Origin of the sequence: Mesorhizobium sp. M0244, from assembly GCF_040321795.1 — a bacterium.
GTDB lineage: Bacteria > Pseudomonadota > Alphaproteobacteria > Rhizobiales > Rhizobiaceae > Mesorhizobium.
The window spans coordinates 47893-66082 of sequence record NZ_JAMYSE010000021.1; the positions used below are offsets into that span (position 1 = coordinate 47893).

Sequence of the window (18190 nt, forward strand, 5' to 3'; positions counted from 1 at the left end):
GAGCCGCATCACTCTTGCTCGTCGGCGCGGCTGCGCTGTGAGCCGGCTATGCGCGCCACGAGATCGGCAAGCTCGGTGGGCTGGAAAGCACCGGCTCCTATTCCCCCGACCCCGATACCACCAACAACGTCCTCGCTGCCCAAGGGCAGAACCGCGCTTCCGAAACCCAGCTTTTCGGCTTCCTTGAGGCGCTGCTGCGCATGCGCAACCGGCCTCACCGCACCCGAAAGGCTGATTTCGCCGAAATAGACGCAATCGGCGGGAAGGGCAAGACCGGTGAGCGAGGAAACCAGTGCCGCCGCCACCGCCAGGTCGGCCGCCGGCTCCGAAATGCGGTAGCCGCCGGCAACGTTGAGATAGACGTCGTGCGTGCCGAAGCGGACGCCGCAATGGGCTTCCAGAACCGCCAGGATCATCGACAGCCGGGCACCGTCCCAGCCGACGACGGCGCGGCGCGGTGTGCCGAGCGACGATGGCGCTACGAGCGCCTGGATCTCGACCAGCACCGGCCGTGTGCCTTCCATGCCGGCGAAAACCGCCGCACCCGGCGACTTCGCGTGGCGTTCACCGAGGAAAAGCTCGGAGGGGTTGGCGACTTCTCTCAAGCCCTTGTCCGACATTTCGAAGACGCCGATCTCGTCGGTTGGCCCGAATCGATTCTTGACCGTGCGCAGGATGCGGTAGTGGTGGCCGCCTTCGCCTTCGAAATAGAGCACCGCGTCGACCATGTGCTCGACAACGCGTGGGCCGGCGATCTGGCCCTCCTTGGTGACGTGGCCGACCAGAACGATCGCCGCCCCTGTGGACTTTGCGTAGCGGATCATCGCTTGTGCGGCGGCGCGCACCTGGGTCACCGTGCCGGGCGCCGAATCGGCCATGTCGGTCCACAGCGTCTGGATCGAATCGAGAATGACCAAATCCGGCCGCTTGCCATCGGCGATGGTGGCGAGGATGTCCTCGACATTGGTCTCGGCGGCGAGCTCGACCGGGGTGTCGGCGACGCCGAGCCGCTGGGCGCGCAGCCTGATCTGAGCGACGGCTTCTTCACCCGAGACATAGACGATGCGGTGGCCCTTTGCTGCTAGTGCGGCTGCGGCCTGGGTGAGCAGCGTTGACTTGCCGATGCCGGGATCGCCACCGACCAGCAGCGCCGAGCCGCGCACGAAGCCGCCGCCGGTGGCGCGGTCGAACTCGCCGATGCCGGAGACGATGCGCGGCGCGTCCTCGATATCGCCGGACAGGCTGGTCAGCACCACCGCGCGGCCCTTGCGGGCGTTGCGCATGTTGGCCGGGCCCGAGCCGATGCCGCCTGCCGTGCCTTCTTCGACCAGCGTGTTCCACTCGCCGCAGGCATCGCATTTGCCGGCCCAGCGCTGATGCACGGAGCCGCAATTCTGGCAGATGAACTGGACGCGGGATTTGGCCATCAGTTTATCGATTCCAAGAGATATTTGGGACGATCCCAGTAGACCGGCAGGGCCTCTTCGATTGTATCGAAATGAATGCGGCGCTGTCCGTTTCTCTGAGCCCAATTGTCATATGCCGACCAACACGCATAGATGAATAAATTGACCACGAAGTCGTTCTCTCGCCTGACTTCATCGTGCAACGTCGCCAGCAATCTCATAAGGGCAGTCGAGAGGCGACGATCATTGAGACGATGCATCAAAAGGAATGCGCACCCGATCGCTGCCAGAGAGGTGTCGTGCCGAGATTTGTCCAACGAAAGAGCCAAAAAGCCCAGCAGATCGTTGATGTCAGCGGTCGCTCCCAATTTCCAAACTCGATAAAGACCAGTCACTGCCGCGCTTCGAGAATAGTCGACAACATCCTTGGCAAGGAATTTCCTCACCAATGCAACATTCTCAGACGTCGGTTCGCTCGAGTAGCAAAACACCAATATCGCTGCGTTGGTTTCCAGGCGATAAGCCGACCCTGCGGACTTCAAATAGTCGGTGAGTTGAGAGCGTTCTTCCTCGGAGATTTCGTACGCTTCAAATTTTATCCTCTGATAGATATCGCTAAAATCCAATCGGATGCTCCGCGACCAAACCTACTCAAACCTGTCCGGTATATGATGCTCCTCGGCGAGGTCGGAGAAGCGGGTGAACTCGCCCTGGAAGGCGAGGCTGACCGAACCGGTCGGTCCATGGCGCTGCTTGGCGACGATGACTTCGGCCTTGCCGCGCATCTCGTTCATCTCGTGTTCCCACTTGATGTATTCGTCAGTGCCTGGCTTCGGCTCGCGGTTCTTCAGATAGTATTCCTCGCGGTAGACGAACAGCACCACGTCGGCGTCCTGCTCGATGGAGCCCGATTCGCGCAGATCCGAAAGCTGCGGGCGCTTGTCGTCGCGGCTTTCGACCTGGCGCGACAGCTGCGACAGCGCGATGATCGGCACCGCCAGCTCCTTGGCCAAGGCCTTGAGCCCGGTGGTGATCTCGGTGATTTCCTGAACGCGATTTTGCGATGATTTCGCGCTCGATCCCTGCATCAGCTGGATATAGTCGATGACGATGACGTCGAGGCCACGCTGGCGCTTCAGGCGACGCGCGCGGGCGGACAGCTGAGCGATGGAAATGCCGCCGGTCTGGTCGATGAACAGCGGGATTTTCTGCATGGTCTGCGAGCAGGCGACGAGCTTTTCGAAATCCATCTCGCTGATCTCGCCGCGCCGGATTTTCGACGACGGGATTTCGGTCTGTTCGGAAATGATGCGGGTGGCAAGCTGTTCGGATGACATTTCGAGCGAAAAGAAGCCGACGACGCCGCCATTGGCCGCCTTGAATGAGCCGTCGGCCTGCTGCGCCGGGACATAGGCCTCCGCGATATTGAAGGCGATGTTGGTGGCGAGCGAGGTTTTGCCCATGCCGGGGCGCCCCGCGATGATGATCAGGTCGGACGACTGCAGGCCGCCCATGCGGCGATCGAGGTCGCGCAAGCCGGTGGCGACGCCCGACAAATGCCCGTCGCGCATATAGGCGGCGTTGGCCATGTCGACGGCGGTCTTGACAGCGTCGGTGAAGCTCTCGAAGCCGCCGTCGTAGCGGCCGGTCTCGGCAAGCTCGAACAGGCGCCGCTCGGCATCCTCGATCTGGTCGGAGGGCGACATGTCGACCGGCGCGTCATAGGCGATGTTGACCATATCCTCGCCGACGGTGATCAGGGCGCGCCGCGTGGCGAGATCGTAGATGGCGCGGCCATAATCGGTGGCGTTGACGACGGTGACGGCTTCGACCGCCAGCCGCACCACATATTGCGCCACGGTCATGTCGCCGACCTTCTCGTCTGCCGGCAGGAAGGTCTTCAACGTGATCGGCGTCGCGATCTTGCCCATGCGGATGAGCTCGGCCGCGACCTCGAAGATTTTTCTGTGCAGCGGCTCGTAGAAATGGCCGGACTTCAGGAAGTCGGAGACGCGGTAGAAGGCATCGTTGTTGACCAGTATGGCGCCGAGCAGCGCCTGCTCGGCCTCGATGTTGTTTGGCGCCTCGCGATAGAGCGGTGTTTCCGCGACGCCGAATTTTCGTGCTGCCTCTGCCATGATGTCCCCGGTCCTGATCCCGGTCTCTCGATATCAGAACGAGACAAGTCGGTGATGACTTATCTGCATCAGTCTCCAACCAACCAGCTTTGATGCCCGCGATTCACAGCCAAGATCTTTCGGTGGAAAGAATCTCGATTGACTCGAATCAAGATAGCGAGCCTAGCCGTTCTTGAGTGAGAACAAAACAGGAAAATAGATGCCAGTCATTCCGGCAATGCATCACCCCAGTTCAGTCGTCGCGCGACCTTGAACGTGTCGCCGTCGCGCTTGGTGAACAGTCTTTCGGCAGCATGACCATCCTGTTGGCAAAGCTTCAGCAAGACCTTGCCGGAGCCCGATTTCGGCAGTGCGATCACCCGCGCCCGGGACGGAGCGGCCGGATGGCGGGAGGCGGCGACAAAGATGAATTTCTCGTCCTCCCACGGCACCTCGGCATCCTTGGCCAGCCGGTGCAGGCGCGAGCGGGCGACGCGACGGGCGAAATGGCACCAGTCGGGAGCGACAAGTGGGCAGGGCGCCTCATGCGGGCAGGGCGCCAGCACGTGCGCACCCGCCTCGATCAGCTGCCGGCGTACGGCAAGGATGCGCTGCCAGCCGGCCGGCGTGCCTGGCTCTACGACCAGCAGCGTGTCGGCGGTCAGCTGCCAGAGCTTGTCGACAAGTTTTGCCAGCGATGCCGGCGCGATCTCGTCCAGCACATAGGCTGAGGTCACCAGATCGGCCGGCTCCAGGTCGGCCAGGTCGATGGTGACGTCGCCGGTCCGCCAGGCGGTCCTGGCAGTGACCGCCTCGGCGGCAAGCGCCTCGCCGACGCGTCGCACCGCGGCACCGGCCTCGAGCAGCACCGCCTGTTCGAGATCGGGCCAGAGATCGATTGTGGCCCAAAGCACCGTACCAGGGCCGGCGCCGACATCGAGCAGGGTTTTGGGGAAAAAATCCGGACGTGCCTCGCTGACCGCATCGAGGCTGGCGCGGATGGCGGCATAGGTCGCCGGCAGCCGCGTTGCCAGATAGGCCTTCACGGCTATCTCCTCGGCCATGTGCAGGCGGCCGTCGCGCAACTCGGCGCGGTAGCGGTCCGACAGCGTCCTGGCCGCTTGCTTAAGTATCGGCAACGGCACTCTTTCGAGAAGGCGGTCGACGCCTTGTCTAAGTGGGACGGGCAGTTCCATCGCTTACGCAGCCCGAGGTGCGAGCACGATGACCGAGGCGCCAATGATGCAGATCGCGGCACCGGCAAGGTCCCAGCGGTCTGGGCGCACGCCCTCCGCCAGCCACAGCCAGACCAGCGAGGCGGCAATGTAGATGCCGCCATAGGCGGCATAGGCACGGCCGGCCGCACTGGCGTCGACCAGCGCCAGCAGCCACGCAAATAGCACCAGCGAGACGAGACCGGGCGCCAACCACAGCGGCGACTTGTCCAGCCGCCACCACGCCCAGAACGAAAAGCAGCCGGCGATCTCGGCAAGTGCGGCGGCGCCGTAGAGGAGGCAGGTCATGAAAAAAGGTCCCGCGTTGACGAGACCTTTTCAGCGTGCCAGCCGGCAATGGCAAGCGGCAATGGTGCAATCGCCGGCAGTCTACTCCGGATCCGCCACCTTGCGGCGGCGCGTGGGCTTGGGCGTAGGAGCCTTTTCACGACGTCCAAGATCGCGCATCTCCAGCGCCTTCTCGCAACTGGCCATGTAGTCGCGCGTCATCGGCAGCGTGTCGTTCTTCTTGGCGATCTGAATCTGGAAGATCACCAGATCCTGCCAGCGGAAAGCGGCTTCCGAGGCGGCAAGATAGAACTCCCACATGCGGCAGAAGCGCTCGTCATAAATCGCCTTGGCCTTGTCGCGGTTGGCGGCGAAGCGCTCGCCCCAATGCTTTAGCGTCTCCGCATAATGCAGCCGCAGGACCTCGATATCGGTGACGACGAGCCCCGATTTCTCGATGGCCGGCATCACTTCGGAGAGCGACGGGATGTAGCCGCCGGGGAAGATGTACTTGCGGATGAAGGCGCTGGTTGCCCACGGCACGCCGGAGCGGCCGATCGTGTGCAGCAGCATGACGCCGTCCGGCTTCAGCAGCGTCGCCGACTTGTCGAAGAAGGTGCGGAAATGATTGACGCCGACATGCTCGAACATGCCGACCGAGACGATGCGGTCGAAACGCTCATTGAGCTCGCGATAGTCCTTGAGGTCGAAATGCACCCGGTTTTGCAGGCCTTGCGCATGGGCGCGGTCGGTGGCGACGCCATGCTGCTCGGTCGACAGCGTTACGCCCTGCACGTCGACGTCGAACGCCTTGGCGAGATAGAGGCCAAGCCCGCCCCAGCCAGAGCCGATGTCGAGCACCGTCTGGCCCGCCTTCAGCCTGAGCTTAGCGGCGATATGGCGCTTCTTGGCTGCTTGTGCCTCGTCCAGCGTCATATCCGGCTGCTCGAAATAGGCGCAGGAATATTGCATGTCCTCATCGAGGAAGAGGCGGTAGAGGTCGCCCGACAGATCGTAGTGGCGCTGCACGTTGCGGCGCGCCCGCGACGCCGTATTGATCTGCTGCAAGCGCCGGAAGGCGTGGCGCAGACCCTCGATCGCCTTCGACCAGGTGGCATCGATACCGCCGCTGCCCATATTCTGGAACGCAATGCGCATCACCCCCAGCACGCCGCCCTCGATAATGTCGAGTTCACCGTCCATGTAGGCTTCCGGCACCGCCAGCATCGGGTCGAAAGTGATGGCGCGCTCGGCATGCCTTGTCTTGATATGCATGTGCACCGGCTCGCCGCTGCCGTCACCGAAAGTTACCATCGAGCCTTGCGGCCCTGTCACCTTGAGATTGCCTGTGCGGACCAGGCGGTCGAGAACGCGCTTCAGCAGAATATTCATGACCAATTGTCCCCTCTCGGCCAGACACGCTGTCTTATTCTGCATCAAGATATAGGGGTTCGAAAAGTTCCATTTGGCATAAAAATGCCCGGGTGCGAGGCCCGGGCATTGGTCCAGATAGGTATTAGCCGGCAAATGCCGGCGAACGACGATCAGCTGTTGTCTTCGCCGCCTTCGAACTCCGCATTCGGGTCGAAGAAATTTTCCGGCCGCGCATTGTCGTTGATGTCCTCGCCGTAGATGGCTTCGGCGGTGGTCAGTGTTTCGCCCTTGGCTTGGCGCTCGGCTTCGTCGGCCGTGCGGGCAATGTTGAGGGTGATGGTGACCTCGACTTCCGGGTGCAGCGCGATCGCCACATTGGTGACGCCGATGGTCTTGATCGGCTGGTTGAGAAGGATCTGGTTGCGGTTCACCGAAAAACCTTCCGCCGTCAACAGCTCGGCGATGTCGCGCGTCGACACCGAACCATAGAGCTGACCGGTTTCGCCGGCCGAGCGCACGGCGATGAAGCTCTTGCCGTCGAGCTTTTCAGCAATCTGCGCGGCCTCGGACTTGCGCTCCAGGTTGCGGGCTTCGAGCTGAGCCCGCTGTCCCTCGAACTTCTTCTTGTTACCTTCGTTGGCGCGTAGCGCCTTGCCCTGCGGCAGCAGGAAATTGCGGGCGAACCCGTCCTTGACCTTGACGGTGTCGCCCATCTGGCCGAGCCGGGAAACGCGTTCGAGAAGAATGACTTCCATGGTTTTGTTCCTTCGCTTGGGCGCCTATCCTCAGGATCGGCGCCGAATTGTCTGGAACAGGTCAGGAAGCTGGGGCGTCGCCGCCTGTGTCGCTGTCCTGCCTGTCGCGGCAGTTAGGATCTCTTGACGAAATCCAACCCGGGATTTGGTGTTCGATCCGGCTACGCCCGTCGTGGCCGGTGAAAAAAGAGCGGGCGGCGAACCGCCCGCGTGGATTTTAGCGGACCACGTAGGGCAGCAGGCCGAGGAAGCGGGCGCGCTTGATCGCCTTGGCGAGTTCGCGCTGCTTCTTCTGGCTGACGGCGGTGATGCGCGAAGGCACGATCTTGCCGCGCTCGGAAATGTAGCGCTGCAGAAGCCGTACGTCCTTGTAGTCGATCTTCGGCGCATTGGCGCCGGAGAACGGGCAGGTCTTGCGGCGGCGGTGGAAGGGGCGCCGGGTGGGGATCTGATTGATGTCGACCATTATTCTGCGGCTCCTTCAAAGCCTTCGCGCGGACGGCGCGGGCCACGATCGGCACCGCCATCGCCGAAGCTGCGCGGCGGACGATCACCACGGTCACCGCGATCGCGGTCGCCGAATGAGCGCGGACCGCGATCGCCACGGTCGCCGAAGCCGCCGCGTTCCGAGCGCTCTTCGCGCTTCTGCATCATTGCCGACGGACCTTCCTCATGCGCTTCGACCTTGATGGTCAGGAAACGCAGCACGTCCTCGGACAAGCCCATCTGGCGCTCCATCTCGTTGAGCGCGGCCGGCGGGCAGGTAATGTCCATGAGTGTGTAGTATGCCTTCCGGTTCTTGTTGACCCGGTAGGTGAGGGACTTCAGTCCCCAGTTCTCGACCCGGCCGACGGACCCGCCATTCGCGGTGATGACGCCCTTGTACTGTTCGACAAGCGCATCGACCTGCTGCTGCGAGAGGTCCTGCCGGGCAAGAAACACATGTTCGTATAGAGCCATAGTGTTCGTGCCTTTCTTCGTTTCTCTCCCGGTTCCCGGCGGCAAAAGCCTCTGCAACTTCTCTGACCCGCAATTCTTGCGAAGGCGGGGAAGAAAGGAGCATGACGAGACGGTCGAGAGCGGAGACACGGGAGGCGGAAGCGCTTCCGGCTTCACGCGAAGGTTTCGAAAAACCTCCGGCCCTCCGTTCAGCCCCCAGCAAGGACCGGCAGATTGCGGGCGTCTATACAGGAATTTGGCCGCAAGGCAAGGACAAACGGCTCGACTAGCGCCCTACTTCCCCGCGCGCAATGGGCCTCGATGGCAAGGTTTTGCGGATTTTCTGAAACCGGACCTTAACCACCGTGCGAAGTTCCCGTGCCGGCGGGCGTGGTGTCAACCCGTCGTTCATCATGCGAATGCAAAACGAGCCGGTTCGCGCGAGGCCGGCAGCAAGGCGGTTTTTGGGGGTAAAATGCTTTTCGACAATTTCTGCCGTTCGAAGAGCGGCAACTTTGCCCTGATGCTTGCGTTCGGGCTGCCTGCGGTTCTGACGGCCGTCGCCTTTGCCGTGGATGTGTCCACCTTGATGAGGGCCAAGGTCAGCTTGCAGAACGCGCTCGACGCCGCGAACCTTGCATCTTCGCATCTCGGCGACATCGACGCCACGCGCAAGGACGTCTTCGATCGCTATTTCCAGACCAATGTCGCCGGCCACAGCGAGTTGAGGAACGCCGAAGCAACCCTCACTGTCGAAAGGGGCCTTAACTTCATCCAGACAAGGGCTGTCGCCACCGCGGATGCCAATTTGAACTTCGCGTTCCTGTTCGGCAACGACAAGCGCATCACCGTCGATGCCGGCGCGGTCGAATCGACCAATCAGCTCGAAGTGGTGCTGGTGCTCGACAATACCGGGTCGATGGCCAGCAACGATCGCATCGGCGCATTGCGAACGGCGGCGACGGCCTTGATCGATATGCTCGAAGCGGCGAAGTCGCCGACGCGCAGTGTGCGTGTCGCGGTGGTGCCGTTCGTCACCGCGGTCAACGTCAAGGGCGAGGACTACGATCCGGCCTGGATCGACATGGCCGGCAAATCGCCGAACAACGGCGCCAATTTCCCATTGGTCGGCGGCAAGCGCGTCAACCACATGGACTTGTTCAAGCAATTGGCTGTCGAATGGCGGGGTTGCGTCGAAGCGCGGCCCGGAGCCAATAATGGTTCCGACATTTCGCCCGACCAAAACAAACCGGACACCCTGTTCGTACCGTATTTCGCGCCGGACGATCCAGGGAACGCCAAAAGCCCGAACAGTTCCTACGGCAATTCGGCGACCGGCTACAACAATTCCTATCTCGACGACACCGTCGCCACCCTGCTTCCCGGTCTCACAAGCGACATGGCGAAGTACAGTGTTTCAACGATGAAGCTGATCAACGACAAGAAAGGCCCACTGACGATCGGCCCAAACCGAGCCTGTCCGACGCCGATAGTGCCGTTGACCGACGATTTCGACAAATTGCGCAGCGCCGTCGGCGAGATGATCGAATGGAACGGTTCGGGCACCAATGTTTCCGAAGGGCTGTCCTGGGGGATGCGGGTACTCTCGCCGGAACCGCCTTACAGTGACGGCGCGCCTTTCAGGACGTCGGGCACGACCAAAACTGTGCTGCTGCTGACCGACGGCGAAAATGTTGTCTATGGCGCGAAGGATACGCCACAGAAGTCGGACTATGGTTCCTACGGGTTCCTGGCCTCGGGTCGGTTCGGATCCAGCGACCAGACCGCGGCCGCGCGCAATGTCGACGACTGGACAACTAATGTGTGCAACACGTTAGAGAAGCAGGACGTGCAGATCTTCACAGTGCTGCTGCAGGCCGACACCGCAGCCAACCGCAAGCTCTACGAGGCCTGCGCATCGTCGCCGTCGAATTATTACCCGACCAACGACGTCAGTCAGCTTGAAAGCGTCTTCCTGAAGATCGGAAGCTCGATTTCGCAACTGCACTTGACGAACTGAACGACGTCAGCCGCTCTACGGCCGTTCCGCCGCCGCTGCTCAACTCGTATGCGCAGCCACTTTGCCCGTGGTCTCGGGGAAGAAATCGGGCGCCGCATGGCGCTTGCCGAACATCATGTCGTATTGCAGCAGACGGAAGTCGCGGATTGCCGGGTCGATCTCTTTCTGACGCGACCAATCGGGGGTGGCGTCGCCCCCCGGTGCCAACAGCAAATTGCGGTCGATGACGCGGTAGCGCTCCCGCAACTGGCCGAGGAAGCCAGTGTAATAGGGATGGCTGATGCCGGCCGTCTTCAGGATATGGTAGGGCAGGAAGGCCGGGCTGACGGCGCCCAGATCCTCGGCCGGCCCGCTGCGGTTCGACCAGACGATCAGCGGCGTCTGGTGGTGCAGCAGCATCTGGTCGGCCGCCTCCTTGCGCGGCGCGACATTGTCCTTCAGGAAACCGGTCTCGACGTAGACCGGCCCAAGCGGCGGCAGATGGTCGCCGAAGAAGGCGATGACCGTCGGCCGCTCGCGTGTCTTCGCCCATTCGATCAGCCGCTCAAGGCCGCGGTCCGCATCGGAAGAGCCTTCGGCGTAGCTCAACAGCGATTCACGCGCCCATTGGCTGATCGGCGCCTGCACCTTGTGGGTCGGATTGTTATAGCGATACGGCTCATACGGTCCGTGGTTCTGCAGGCTGACGGCGAAAAAGAAGACCGGCTCGGCACTGGTATCGGCCTCGTGGATGATCTCGTCGGTCATCGCGGCGTCCGACGCGAGCGGTCCGCGTTTTTGCATGGGCGGCAGCGTCTCCTCGGACTTGAAGTCGTTGAAGCCGAAATCGGCATAGACGGCTCCCCGGTTCCAGAACCAGTTGGTGCCGGGATGGATGGCGCGTGTCCGGTAGCCCTGGCTTTTCAGGAAGGTGGCGAGCGAGGGGGTCGGTGTCCGCACATATTGCTGGTAGGGAATGCTGCCCGCCGGCAGGAAGGCGTTGGAAAAGCCGGTCAGGGCCTCGAACTCGATGTTGGCCGTCATGCCGCCGAATTCGGGCGAGAACATATAGCCCGAGCGCAGTGCCCGCACATTGGGGATCGGATCGGGCGTGATGGTGACGCCGGGCAGCTTGGTCGGATCCCAGAACGATTCGCTCATGACGACGATGATGTCGGGCTTCTCGGCAGGTATCGAGGCCGTCACCTGCGGTTTGCCGATCGCCGCGATCGCCTTGCCGGAATAGCCGGGCGGCGCCGAGACATGGGCCATCGGGACGTTCAGCGCGAAGGCGAGCGCAAAACCGTTCGAGGCATAGTTTTCCTTCTGGTCCCACATGATCGGGATGATCTGCAGCCGGTCGCGCGTCCACGAGAAAGTGGCATAGTCCATGATGGAGACGAAGAAGGCGATCAGCGGCACCGTCAGCGTCAGCCGGGCAAGGCGGCCCTTGTGGCTGAGCGACGGAACGCGGCGGCGCCATAGCCGCCAGCAATAGACGAGCAGCGACAGCCCGCCGACGATGCCGATCGCCAGGGCAATGGCGGTTCCCGGGCGATCGCGCACCAGGAGCGGCATCAGTGCCACGATCTGCCGGGAATAGAGGAAATCGGTCGGATAGAGCGGATCGCCGAGATAGAGCGACTTCTGGTGGCCGACGAACGCCAGCGACAACGTCAGCGGCGCGACGATCATCAGGCTCTGATGGCTGCGGCCAAGCACGGCGTCGAGGCCGATGAGGATCAGCGCAAAAATAATGATTGTGGTCCAGCCGGGTTTGAAGGGCTGCAGAAAGAAGTCGATGGTGCCGGCAAAGTTGCCGCGCACGATCAGTTCGATGGCGAACACCAGGATGGCCGCGGCCAGCAAGCTGATAAGGCCATAGCGGATGACAGGCCATTTGCGCGCCGGCAGATAGCCGGTGGATGGATCGCCTTCGAGAAACTGTGGCGCGGCCTCGGCTGCGCTGTTCTTGGTCTTTGCCACTTCAATAGTTCCCCGGCCCGCAACAAAAGCGTCACTCGACTGTCATCGAACTGTCACGCAAAGCTAGCGCCTGTGGCGGAAATAAGAAGAGCCAGCAAACAAATCGTGAGCGGTTTTCATCATGAGTGATCGCCAAAAAGCCTGCCGAAACAGGCACTCGGCCGACGTTGCGCGGTCGAGGTTGGACTTGACTTGGCCGCACGCCTTGCGTCACAGGCAACCAGAACCAGCAGCTGGGAGCCGCCGATGGCCATCGCATTCACCTTTCCGGGGCAGGGCAGCCAGGCTGTCGGCATGGGCAAGGACCTCGCCGACGCCTTTGTGGAATCGCTGCGGATCTTCGAGGAAGTCGACGATGCGCTCGGCGAAAATCTATCGAAGCTGATCTGGGAAGGTCCGGAAGAGACGCTGACGCTGACCGCCAACGCCCAGCCGGCGCTGATGGCGGTGTCGCTTGCCGCAGTTCGGGCGCTGGAGGCGCGCGGCTTCTCACTGGAAGATAAGGTCACCTATGTCGCCGGCCATTCGCTTGGCGAATATTCGGCACTTGCAGCCGCCGGTTTCGTTTCGGTCGCCGACGCCGCCCGGCTGTTGCGCATCCGCGGCAATGCCATGCAGGCGGCGGTACCGGCCGGAGAGGGCGCCATGGCGGCGATTATCGGGCTGGAACAGGCTGACGTCGAGGCGGCTTGCGCCGAGGCCGCCCACGGCGCGGCCAAAGATCCGGCGCACGCCTTGGTTTGCCAGATCGCCAATGACAATGGCGGCGGCCAGCTGGTGATCTCAGGCGCCAGGCCGGCGGTCGAACTGGCGGCGAAGCTATGCACGGAGAAGGGCGCAAAGCGGGCGCTGATGCTGCAGGTCTCGGCGCCCTTCCATTCGGCACTGATGAAGCCGGCGGCCGAGATCATGCGGGAGGCGCTGGCGGGAGTGCAGAAGAATGCGCCGGTCGTGCCGCTGGTCTCCAATGTTACGGTGATCCCGACGAGCGATCCGGACGAGATCGCCCGCCGCCTCGTCGAACAGGTGGTCGGGCGCGTGCGCTGGCGCGAAACGGTGGAGTGGTTCGGCGCGAATGGCGTTGCGACACTATATGAAGTGGGCGCCGGCAAGGTTCTGTCGGGGCTGGCGCGGCGCATCAACCGCGATATTGCCACCAGTGCCATCGGATCCGCGGCGGATGTCGAGGCGGCGCTGGCGGCACTTGCATAATCAACTGGCGATTTGACCCCGCTCCATGCGAAGGGTGTTCGCTCAGATCAGGAGACAAGAATGTTCGAATTGACCGGCCGCAAGGCGCTCGTCACCGGCGCATCGGGAGGCATCGGCGAGGCGATCGCCCGCGTGCTGCATGGCCAGGGCGCCATCGTCGGCCTGCACGGCACACGCATCGAGAAACTGGAGGCGCTGGCCGCCGAACTGGGCGACCGGGTCAAGCTGTTCCCGGCCAATCTTTCCAATCGCGACGAGGTCAAGGCGCTCGGCCAGAAGGCGGAGGCCGACCTCGAAGGCGTCGACATCCTCGTCAACAATGCCGGCATCACCAAGGACGGGTTGTTCGTACGCATGGCTGATGCCGACTGGGATAGCGTGCTCGAGGTCAACCTGACCGCCGTGTTCCGGCTGACCCGCGAGCTTACCCATCCGATGATGCGGCGCCGACATGGCCGCATCATCAACATCACTTCAGTGGTCGGCGTCACCGGCAATCCCGGCCAGACCAATTACTGCGCCTCCAAAGCCGGTATGATCGGCTTTTCCAAATCGCTGGCGCAGGAGATCGCCACCCGCAATATCACCGTCAACTGCGTCGCCCCGGGCTTCATCGAATCGGCGATGACCGACAAGCTCAACGACAAGCAGAAAGAGGCGATCATGGCGGTGATCCCGACCCGGCGCATGGGCACGGGCGCTGAAGTCGCCTCTGCCGTCGCCTACCTCGCTTCCAATGAGGCAGCCTACGTCACCGGCCAGACCATTCATGTCAATGGCGGCATGGCGATGATCTAACACTTGGGAAAACGCTTCATTCCGTCTTGGATGCACGGCATTTTTCGTGTAATGCCGCCCGCAACCCGGCGGTTCGGGCAAAAACCGGTCCTGTTCCGCTGCGTTTCCGGCAGGACCATCTTTCAGCTTGATTAGCGGCATTCTGCCCGCTAACGAAGACAGACAACCAAAAGACGAGGATGCCCAAATGAGTGACACCGGAGAGCGCGTCAAGAAGATCGTCATCGAGCACCTTGGCGTCGATGCCGACAAGGTGACGGAGCAGGCGAGCTTCATCGATGATCTGGGCGCGGACAGCCTCGACACGGTCGAACTTGTCATGGCGTTCGAAGAAGAGTTCGGCGTCGAAATCCCGGACGACGCTGCCGAGACCATCCTAACTGTTGGCGATGCGGTGAAATACATCGACAAGGCCTCGGCCTGACGCTATTTGCAGTCATCACCGGGGAGGACCTGCGATGAGGCGTGTCGTCGTCACGGGCCTTGGGCTGCTTTCACCGTTCGGCATGGGCTTCGAGCACAGCTGGAAGGAGCTTCTGACCGGCCGCAGCGCAGCCAAGCGCATCACCGAATTCGAGGTGGAAGACCTTGCCTGCAAGGTCGCCCACGTCATTCCGCGCGGTGACGGCTCCAATGCCACTTTCAATCCTGAAGCCGTTCTCGAGCCGAAGGAACTGCGCAAGATCGGCGACTTCATCCTGTATGGGATCGCGGCCGCCGACGAGGCACTCAAGGATTCCGGCTGGCAGCCAAAGACGCATGAGGAACAGTGCGCCACCGGCGTGCTGATCGGTTCGGGCATCGGCGGCATCGAAGGCATCGCCGAGAATGCGATGATCCTCAAGGAACGCGGTCCGCGCCGCATCAGCCCGTTCTTCATCCCCGGCCAGATCATCAATCTCGTCTCCGGTCAGGTCTCGATCCGGCATGGGCTGAAAGGCCCCAACCATGCCGTCGTCACCGCTTGCTCGACCGGTGCGCACGCCATCGGCGATGCCGCCCGGCTGATCATCTGGGGCGATGCCGACGTGATGGTCGCGGGCGGCGCCGAAGCGCCGGTGACGAGACTCTCGATCGCCGGTTTCGCCGCTTGCCGCGCGCTCTCCACCGACCGCAACGATGCGCCGCAAACCGCCTCGCGCCCCTATGATCGCGATCGCGACGGCTTCGTCATGGGCGAGGGCGCCGGCGTGGTCGTGCTCGAGGAGCTCGAACACGCCAAGGCCCGCGGCGCCAAGATCTATGCCGAGGTCACCGGCTACGGCCTGACCGGTGACGCCTATCACATCACCGCGCCTGCCGAGGACGGCGACGGCGCTTTCCGTTGCATGACGGCGGCGCTGAACCGGGCGAAGCTGACGCCTGCCGATGTCGACTACATCAATGCGCACGGCACCTCGACCATGGCCGATACGATCGAACTCGGCGCCGTCGAGCGGCTGGTCGGCAACGCCGCCTCGAAGATATCGATGTCGTCGACCAAATCGTCGATTGGCCACCTGCTGGGCGCGGCGGGTGCTGCCGAGGCGATCTTTTCGATCCTCGCCATTCGCGACAACATCGCGCCGCCGACCATCAATCTCGACAATCCGGAGCGCGAAACGGCGATTGACCTGGTGCCGCACAAGCCGCGAGCCCGGCAGATCGACGTGGCGCTGTCCAACTCCTTCGGCTTCGGTGGCACCAACGCCTCGCTCGTCTTCCAGCGCTACAATGGCTGACCGCTCCGCCGGTTTCCGTCTGCCGTCAATTTTGCCATATTCGCCCCTACTCTGCCCGAGGGGATTCGTCGCAAGATCAAATGGTAGGGCGCTATGAATACAAATCCGGCCGATAACGGGGAATTCGGGCAACGGGCAGCAACGCCCGGCCCGATCGTGCCGAAGACGGCCAGCGAGGCGTTGCGGCCCGAGGCCGGCACGCCGCCGCCGAAACGCTCGCGTGCCTCGCGCAGCCAGTTCGTCGTGTTCATGAACTTCGTCATCTCTTCGGTGATTCTGATGGTTCTGGCGGCAGGCGTGGCGCTGTATTTCGGCAAGCAGGAATTCAACGAGCCCGGCCCGTCGGCCAATGGCGACACTTTCCTGGTCAAGCCGAATAGCGGCGTCCAGGAGATCGCCGACCAGCTTGAGCGGCGAGGGCTGATCAGCGACGCCCGCATTTTCCGCCTTGGCGTACGCGCCTTCGGTAATGATTCCGCCCTGAAGGCCGGCGAATACGAGATCAAGCCGCAGGCCTCGATGCACGATATCATGGAACTCCTGAAGAGCGGCAAGTCGGTGATGTATTCGCTGACTATCCCCGAGGGGCTGACGGTCGAGCAGGCACTGCAACGGATCGCCGAGCAGGACGCGCTGACCGGGGATATGCCGTCGACCACTCCACCTGAGGGCAGCCTCGCCACCGACACGCTGCGCTTCACCCGCGGCGCAACACGCCAGCAGATGGTCGACAAGCTTCTGGCCGACCAGAAGAAGCTGGTCGACGACGTCTGGCAGCGCCGAGCGCCGGATCTGCCGATCGCCAACATTGAGGATTTCGTCACCCTGGCCTCGATCGTCGAGAAGGAGACAGGCAAGGGCGATGAACGCTCGCGGGTGGCCGCCGTCTTCCTCAACCGGCTGGCCAAGGGCATGCGGCTGCAGTCGGACCCGACCATCATCTACGGCCTGTTCGGCGGCAAGGGCAAACCCATCGACCGCCCGATCTATCAGTCGGACATCCAGAAGCCGACGCCCTACAACACCTATCTGATCAACGGCTTGCCGCCGACGCCGATCGCTAATCCAGGTCGTGCGGCGCTGGAGGCAGTCGCCAATCCGTCGAAGACCAGCGATCTTTACTTCGTTGCCGACGGCAGCGGCGGCCATGTCTTTGCCGCGACGCTCGATGAGCATAACGAGAATGTCGCTCGCTACCGGGCTCTGCTGAAAAAGCAGGCGCAGGACGCCGCCAAGGCCGGGGCAAGCAAGACCGGAGCCGACGCGCCGGCGGGAGCCATCGTTGACGATGCGGGCGCCACCGCCGCCCAGTAGGGGCGGACGGCATCAGGTCGGCCCTGTGCATGTCCGAGTGGATGTGCAAGGGCTGCTATGGCATTGAAATTCACATGATCCTTTCCGGAGAAATCGTTCCGGCTTGAGGGGCATTCGCCAAGGGGAAGCACGGCAGCATGAACTTGCAGAGCATGACCGGTTTTGCGCGTAGTGTCGCCGAACACGACGGCACTTCGATTGCCTGGGAAGCCAAGTCCGTCAACGGCAAGAGCGTCGAGGTCAGGCTGCGGCTGCCGCAAGGTTTCGACCGGCTGGAGCCGCCCGTCAGGCAGACGGTGCAAAAGCGTTTTGCGCGCGGCAATTTCCAGATGACGCTGACCATTGGTCGCGCCGCCGGCGCGCAAGCGCAACCCGTGGTCAACGAGGCTTTCCTGAAGGATCTGGCGGGGTTGGCCAAACGGCTGCAGGAGCAGTTCGGAGTAGCACCTGCGGCGGCCGACGGGCTGCTTGCGCTGCGCGGCGTGCTCGACATTCCCGAAACCATCGAAACCGAAGAGGCGCGCAGTGCGCTCGACACCGCGATACTGTCGGCGCTGGAAGCAGCATTGGACGGGCTGCAGCAGGCGCGCCAGGGCGAAGGTGCCGCACTTCGTTCCCTGCTGTCCGGCCATATCGATGCTATCGAGGCGCTGACGCTGCGGGCCGAGGCCGATCCATCACGCGAGCCAGCCACGATTCGCGAAAGGCTCGCCGAGCAGATCCGGCTGTTGATGGACGCGTCCGCCAATCTGGACGCCGGCCGGCTGCATATGGAAGCGGCGTTCCTGGCCACCAAGGCCGACATACGCGAGGAGATCGACCGGCTGAAGACACATGTGGCGTCAGGCCGGGCGCTGCTCGCCGGCGGCGGCGCCATCGGCCGCAAGCTCGATTTCCTGGCGCAGGAATTCAACCGCGAATCGAATACGCTGTGTTCCAAGTCGAATGCTGCCGCGGTCACCGCCATCGGGTTGGAACTGAAGGCGGTCGTCGACCAGTTTCGCGAACAGGTCCAGAATCTGGAATGATCCCGATGCCAAGCCACATGACTGCCAAGCCCCATGACT

At 62.7% G+C, this 18190-nt stretch carries 17 protein-coding genes; 7 read left to right on the plus strand and 10 right to left on the minus strand.

Translation table 11 applies throughout. The features are described from left to right. Window positions 1–8: 8 nt before the first annotated feature. The 9 genes from radA to rpsF all read right to left on the minus strand — a co-directional run bounded on the left by radA (window position 9) and on the right by rpsF (window position 8114). On the minus strand, window positions 9–1427 hold the full coding sequence (gene radA / locus NKJ08_RS15535; protein WP_352782261.1) for a DNA repair protein RadA: 1419 nt from the start codon (window positions 1425–1427) through the stop codon (window positions 9–11). Next, a complete protein-coding gene (locus NKJ08_RS15540; protein ID WP_352527852.1) occupies window positions 1427–2032 on the minus strand; it encodes a hypothetical protein in 606 nt (201 codons plus the stop codon). The genes radA and NKJ08_RS15540 overlap by 1 nt, the downstream gene beginning before the upstream one ends. Before the next feature lie 21 nt (window positions 2033–2053). Continuing rightward, a complete protein-coding gene (locus NKJ08_RS15545) occupies window positions 2054–3544 on the minus strand; it encodes a replicative DNA helicase (RefSeq protein ID WP_352527850.1) in 1491 nt (496 codons plus the stop codon). A 206-nt stretch (window positions 3545–3750) separates the two neighbouring features. Beyond that, complete coding sequence (locus NKJ08_RS15550; protein ID WP_352527848.1) at window positions 3751–4719, minus strand: small ribosomal subunit Rsm22 family protein; 969 nt, start codon at window positions 4717–4719, stop codon at window positions 3751–3753. A gap of 3 nt (window positions 4720–4722) precedes the next feature. Next, the gene (locus tag NKJ08_RS15555) at window positions 4723–5046 is read right to left on the minus strand and encodes a YnfA family protein (RefSeq protein ID WP_352527846.1); all 324 of its coding nucleotides are present in this window, start codon (window positions 5044–5046) and stop codon (window positions 4723–4725) included. Between the two features lie 81 nt (window positions 5047–5127). Further along, complete coding sequence (locus tag NKJ08_RS15560; protein WP_352527844.1) at window positions 5128–6417, minus strand: cyclopropane fatty acid synthase; 1290 nt, start codon at window positions 6415–6417, stop codon at window positions 5128–5130. A gap of 152 nt (window positions 6418–6569) precedes the next feature. Beyond that, window positions 6570–7154, minus strand: coding sequence for a 50S ribosomal protein L9 (rplI, locus tag NKJ08_RS15565; RefSeq protein WP_352527842.1), 585 nt, complete (start codon window positions 7152–7154; stop codon window positions 6570–6572). Between the two features lie 217 nt (window positions 7155–7371). Continuing rightward, window positions 7372–7620, minus strand: a complete 249-nt coding sequence (gene rpsR / locus NKJ08_RS15570) for a 30S ribosomal protein S18 (protein ID WP_006203718.1) — start codon at window positions 7618–7620, stop codon at window positions 7372–7374. Then, window positions 7620–8114 carry a 30S ribosomal protein S6 gene (rpsF, locus tag NKJ08_RS15575; RefSeq protein ID WP_352527840.1) on the minus strand — a complete coding sequence of 165 codons (495 nt, stop codon included), beginning with the start codon at window positions 8112–8114 and terminating at the stop codon, window positions 7620–7622. The genes rpsR and rpsF overlap by 1 nt, the downstream gene beginning before the upstream one ends. A gap of 454 nt (window positions 8115–8568) precedes the next feature. On the opposite strand from rpsF, the gene NKJ08_RS15580 reads away from it, so the two are divergent. After that, window positions 8569–10113 (plus strand): pilus assembly protein TadG-related protein, encoded by a 1545-nt coding sequence (locus tag NKJ08_RS15580; RefSeq protein ID WP_352527838.1) that lies wholly within the window; start codon window positions 8569–8571, stop codon window positions 10111–10113. A gap of 39 nt (window positions 10114–10152) precedes the next feature. Here the strand turns inward: NKJ08_RS15580 and NKJ08_RS15585 are convergent, their stop codons facing one another. Continuing rightward, a complete protein-coding gene (locus NKJ08_RS15585; protein ID WP_352527836.1) occupies window positions 10153–12078 on the minus strand; it encodes an LTA synthase family protein in 1926 nt (641 codons plus the stop codon). A gap of 246 nt (window positions 12079–12324) precedes the next feature. On the opposite strand from NKJ08_RS15585, the gene fabD reads away from it, so the two are divergent. From fabD to NKJ08_RS15615, 6 genes are all read left to right on the plus strand, one after another. Next, window positions 12325–13290, plus strand: a complete 966-nt coding sequence (gene fabD, locus NKJ08_RS15590) for an ACP S-malonyltransferase (RefSeq protein ID WP_352782265.1) — start codon at window positions 12325–12327, stop codon at window positions 13288–13290. A gap of 60 nt (window positions 13291–13350) precedes the next feature. Further along, a complete protein-coding gene (gene fabG, locus NKJ08_RS15595) occupies window positions 13351–14088 on the plus strand; it encodes a 3-oxoacyl-[acyl-carrier-protein] reductase (RefSeq protein ID WP_352527832.1) in 738 nt (245 codons plus the stop codon). Between the two features lie 187 nt (window positions 14089–14275). Continuing rightward, entirely contained in the window at window positions 14276–14512 is a 237-nt protein-coding gene (locus tag NKJ08_RS15600) for an acyl carrier protein (protein WP_352527829.1), read from the plus strand. A 34-nt stretch (window positions 14513–14546) separates the two neighbouring features. After that, the gene (fabF, locus tag NKJ08_RS15605) at window positions 14547–15809 is read left to right on the plus strand and encodes a beta-ketoacyl-ACP synthase II (protein ID WP_352494871.1); all 1263 of its coding nucleotides are present in this window, start codon (window positions 14547–14549) and stop codon (window positions 15807–15809) included. 93 nt (window positions 15810–15902) lie between these two features. Continuing rightward, window positions 15903–17123 carry an endolytic transglycosylase MltG gene (mltG, locus tag NKJ08_RS15610; RefSeq protein ID WP_352527827.1) on the plus strand — a complete coding sequence of 407 codons (1221 nt, stop codon included), beginning with the start codon at window positions 15903–15905 and terminating at the stop codon, window positions 17121–17123. Between the two features lie 137 nt (window positions 17124–17260). Further along, window positions 17261–18151 carry a YicC/YloC family endoribonuclease gene (locus NKJ08_RS15615; RefSeq protein WP_352778209.1) on the plus strand — a complete coding sequence of 297 codons (891 nt, stop codon included), beginning with the start codon at window positions 17261–17263 and terminating at the stop codon, window positions 18149–18151. Window positions 18152–18190: the final 39 nt, after the last annotated feature.

Bases quoted from the DNA above. Each gene is read 5' to 3' on its own strand.
- NKJ08_RS15545 (WP_352527850.1), bottom strand. From the start codon at position 3,544: ATGGCAGAGGCAGCACGAAAATTCGGCGTCGCGGAAACACCGCTCTAT.
- rplI (WP_352527842.1), bottom strand. From the start codon at position 7,154: ATGGAAGTCATTCTTCTCGAACGCGTTTCCCGGCTCGGCCAGATGGGC.
- rpsR (WP_006203718.1), bottom strand. From the start codon at position 7,620: ATGGTCGACATCAATCAGATCCCCACCCGGCGCCCCTTCCACCGCCGC.
- NKJ08_RS15580 (WP_352527838.1), top strand. From the start codon at position 8,569: ATGCTTTTCGACAATTTCTGCCGTTCGAAGAGCGGCAACTTTGCCCTG.
- fabD (WP_352782265.1), top strand. From the start codon at position 12,325: ATGGCCATCGCATTCACCTTTCCGGGGCAGGGCAGCCAGGCTGTCGGC.
- fabF (WP_352494871.1), top strand. From the start codon at position 14,547: ATGAGGCGTGTCGTCGTCACGGGCCTTGGGCTGCTTTCACCGTTCGGC.
- NKJ08_RS15600 (WP_352527829.1), top strand. From the start codon at position 14,276: ATGAGTGACACCGGAGAGCGCGTCAAGAAGATCGTCATCGAGCACCTT.
- NKJ08_RS15615 (WP_352778209.1), top strand. From the start codon at position 17,261: ATGAACTTGCAGAGCATGACCGGTTTTGCGCGTAGTGTCGCCGAACAC.
- fabG (WP_352527832.1), top strand. From the start codon at position 13,351: ATGTTCGAATTGACCGGCCGCAAGGCGCTCGTCACCGGCGCATCGGGA.
- rpsF (WP_352527840.1), bottom strand. From the start codon at position 8,114: ATGGCTCTATACGAACATGTGTTTCTTGCCCGGCAGGACCTCTCGCAG.
- radA (WP_352782261.1), bottom strand. From the start codon at position 1,427: ATGGCCAAATCCCGCGTCCAGTTCATCTGCCAGAATTGCGGCTCCGTG.
- NKJ08_RS15555 (WP_352527846.1), bottom strand. From the start codon at position 5,046: ATGACCTGCCTCCTCTACGGCGCCGCCGCACTTGCCGAGATCGCCGGC.
- NKJ08_RS15550 (WP_352527848.1), bottom strand. From the start codon at position 4,719: ATGGAACTGCCCGTCCCACTTAGACAAGGCGTCGACCGCCTTCTCGAA.
- NKJ08_RS15560 (WP_352527844.1), bottom strand. From the start codon at position 6,417: ATGAATATTCTGCTGAAGCGCGTTCTCGACCGCCTGGTCCGCACAGGC.
- mltG (WP_352527827.1), top strand. From the start codon at position 15,903: ATGAATACAAATCCGGCCGATAACGGGGAATTCGGGCAACGGGCAGCA.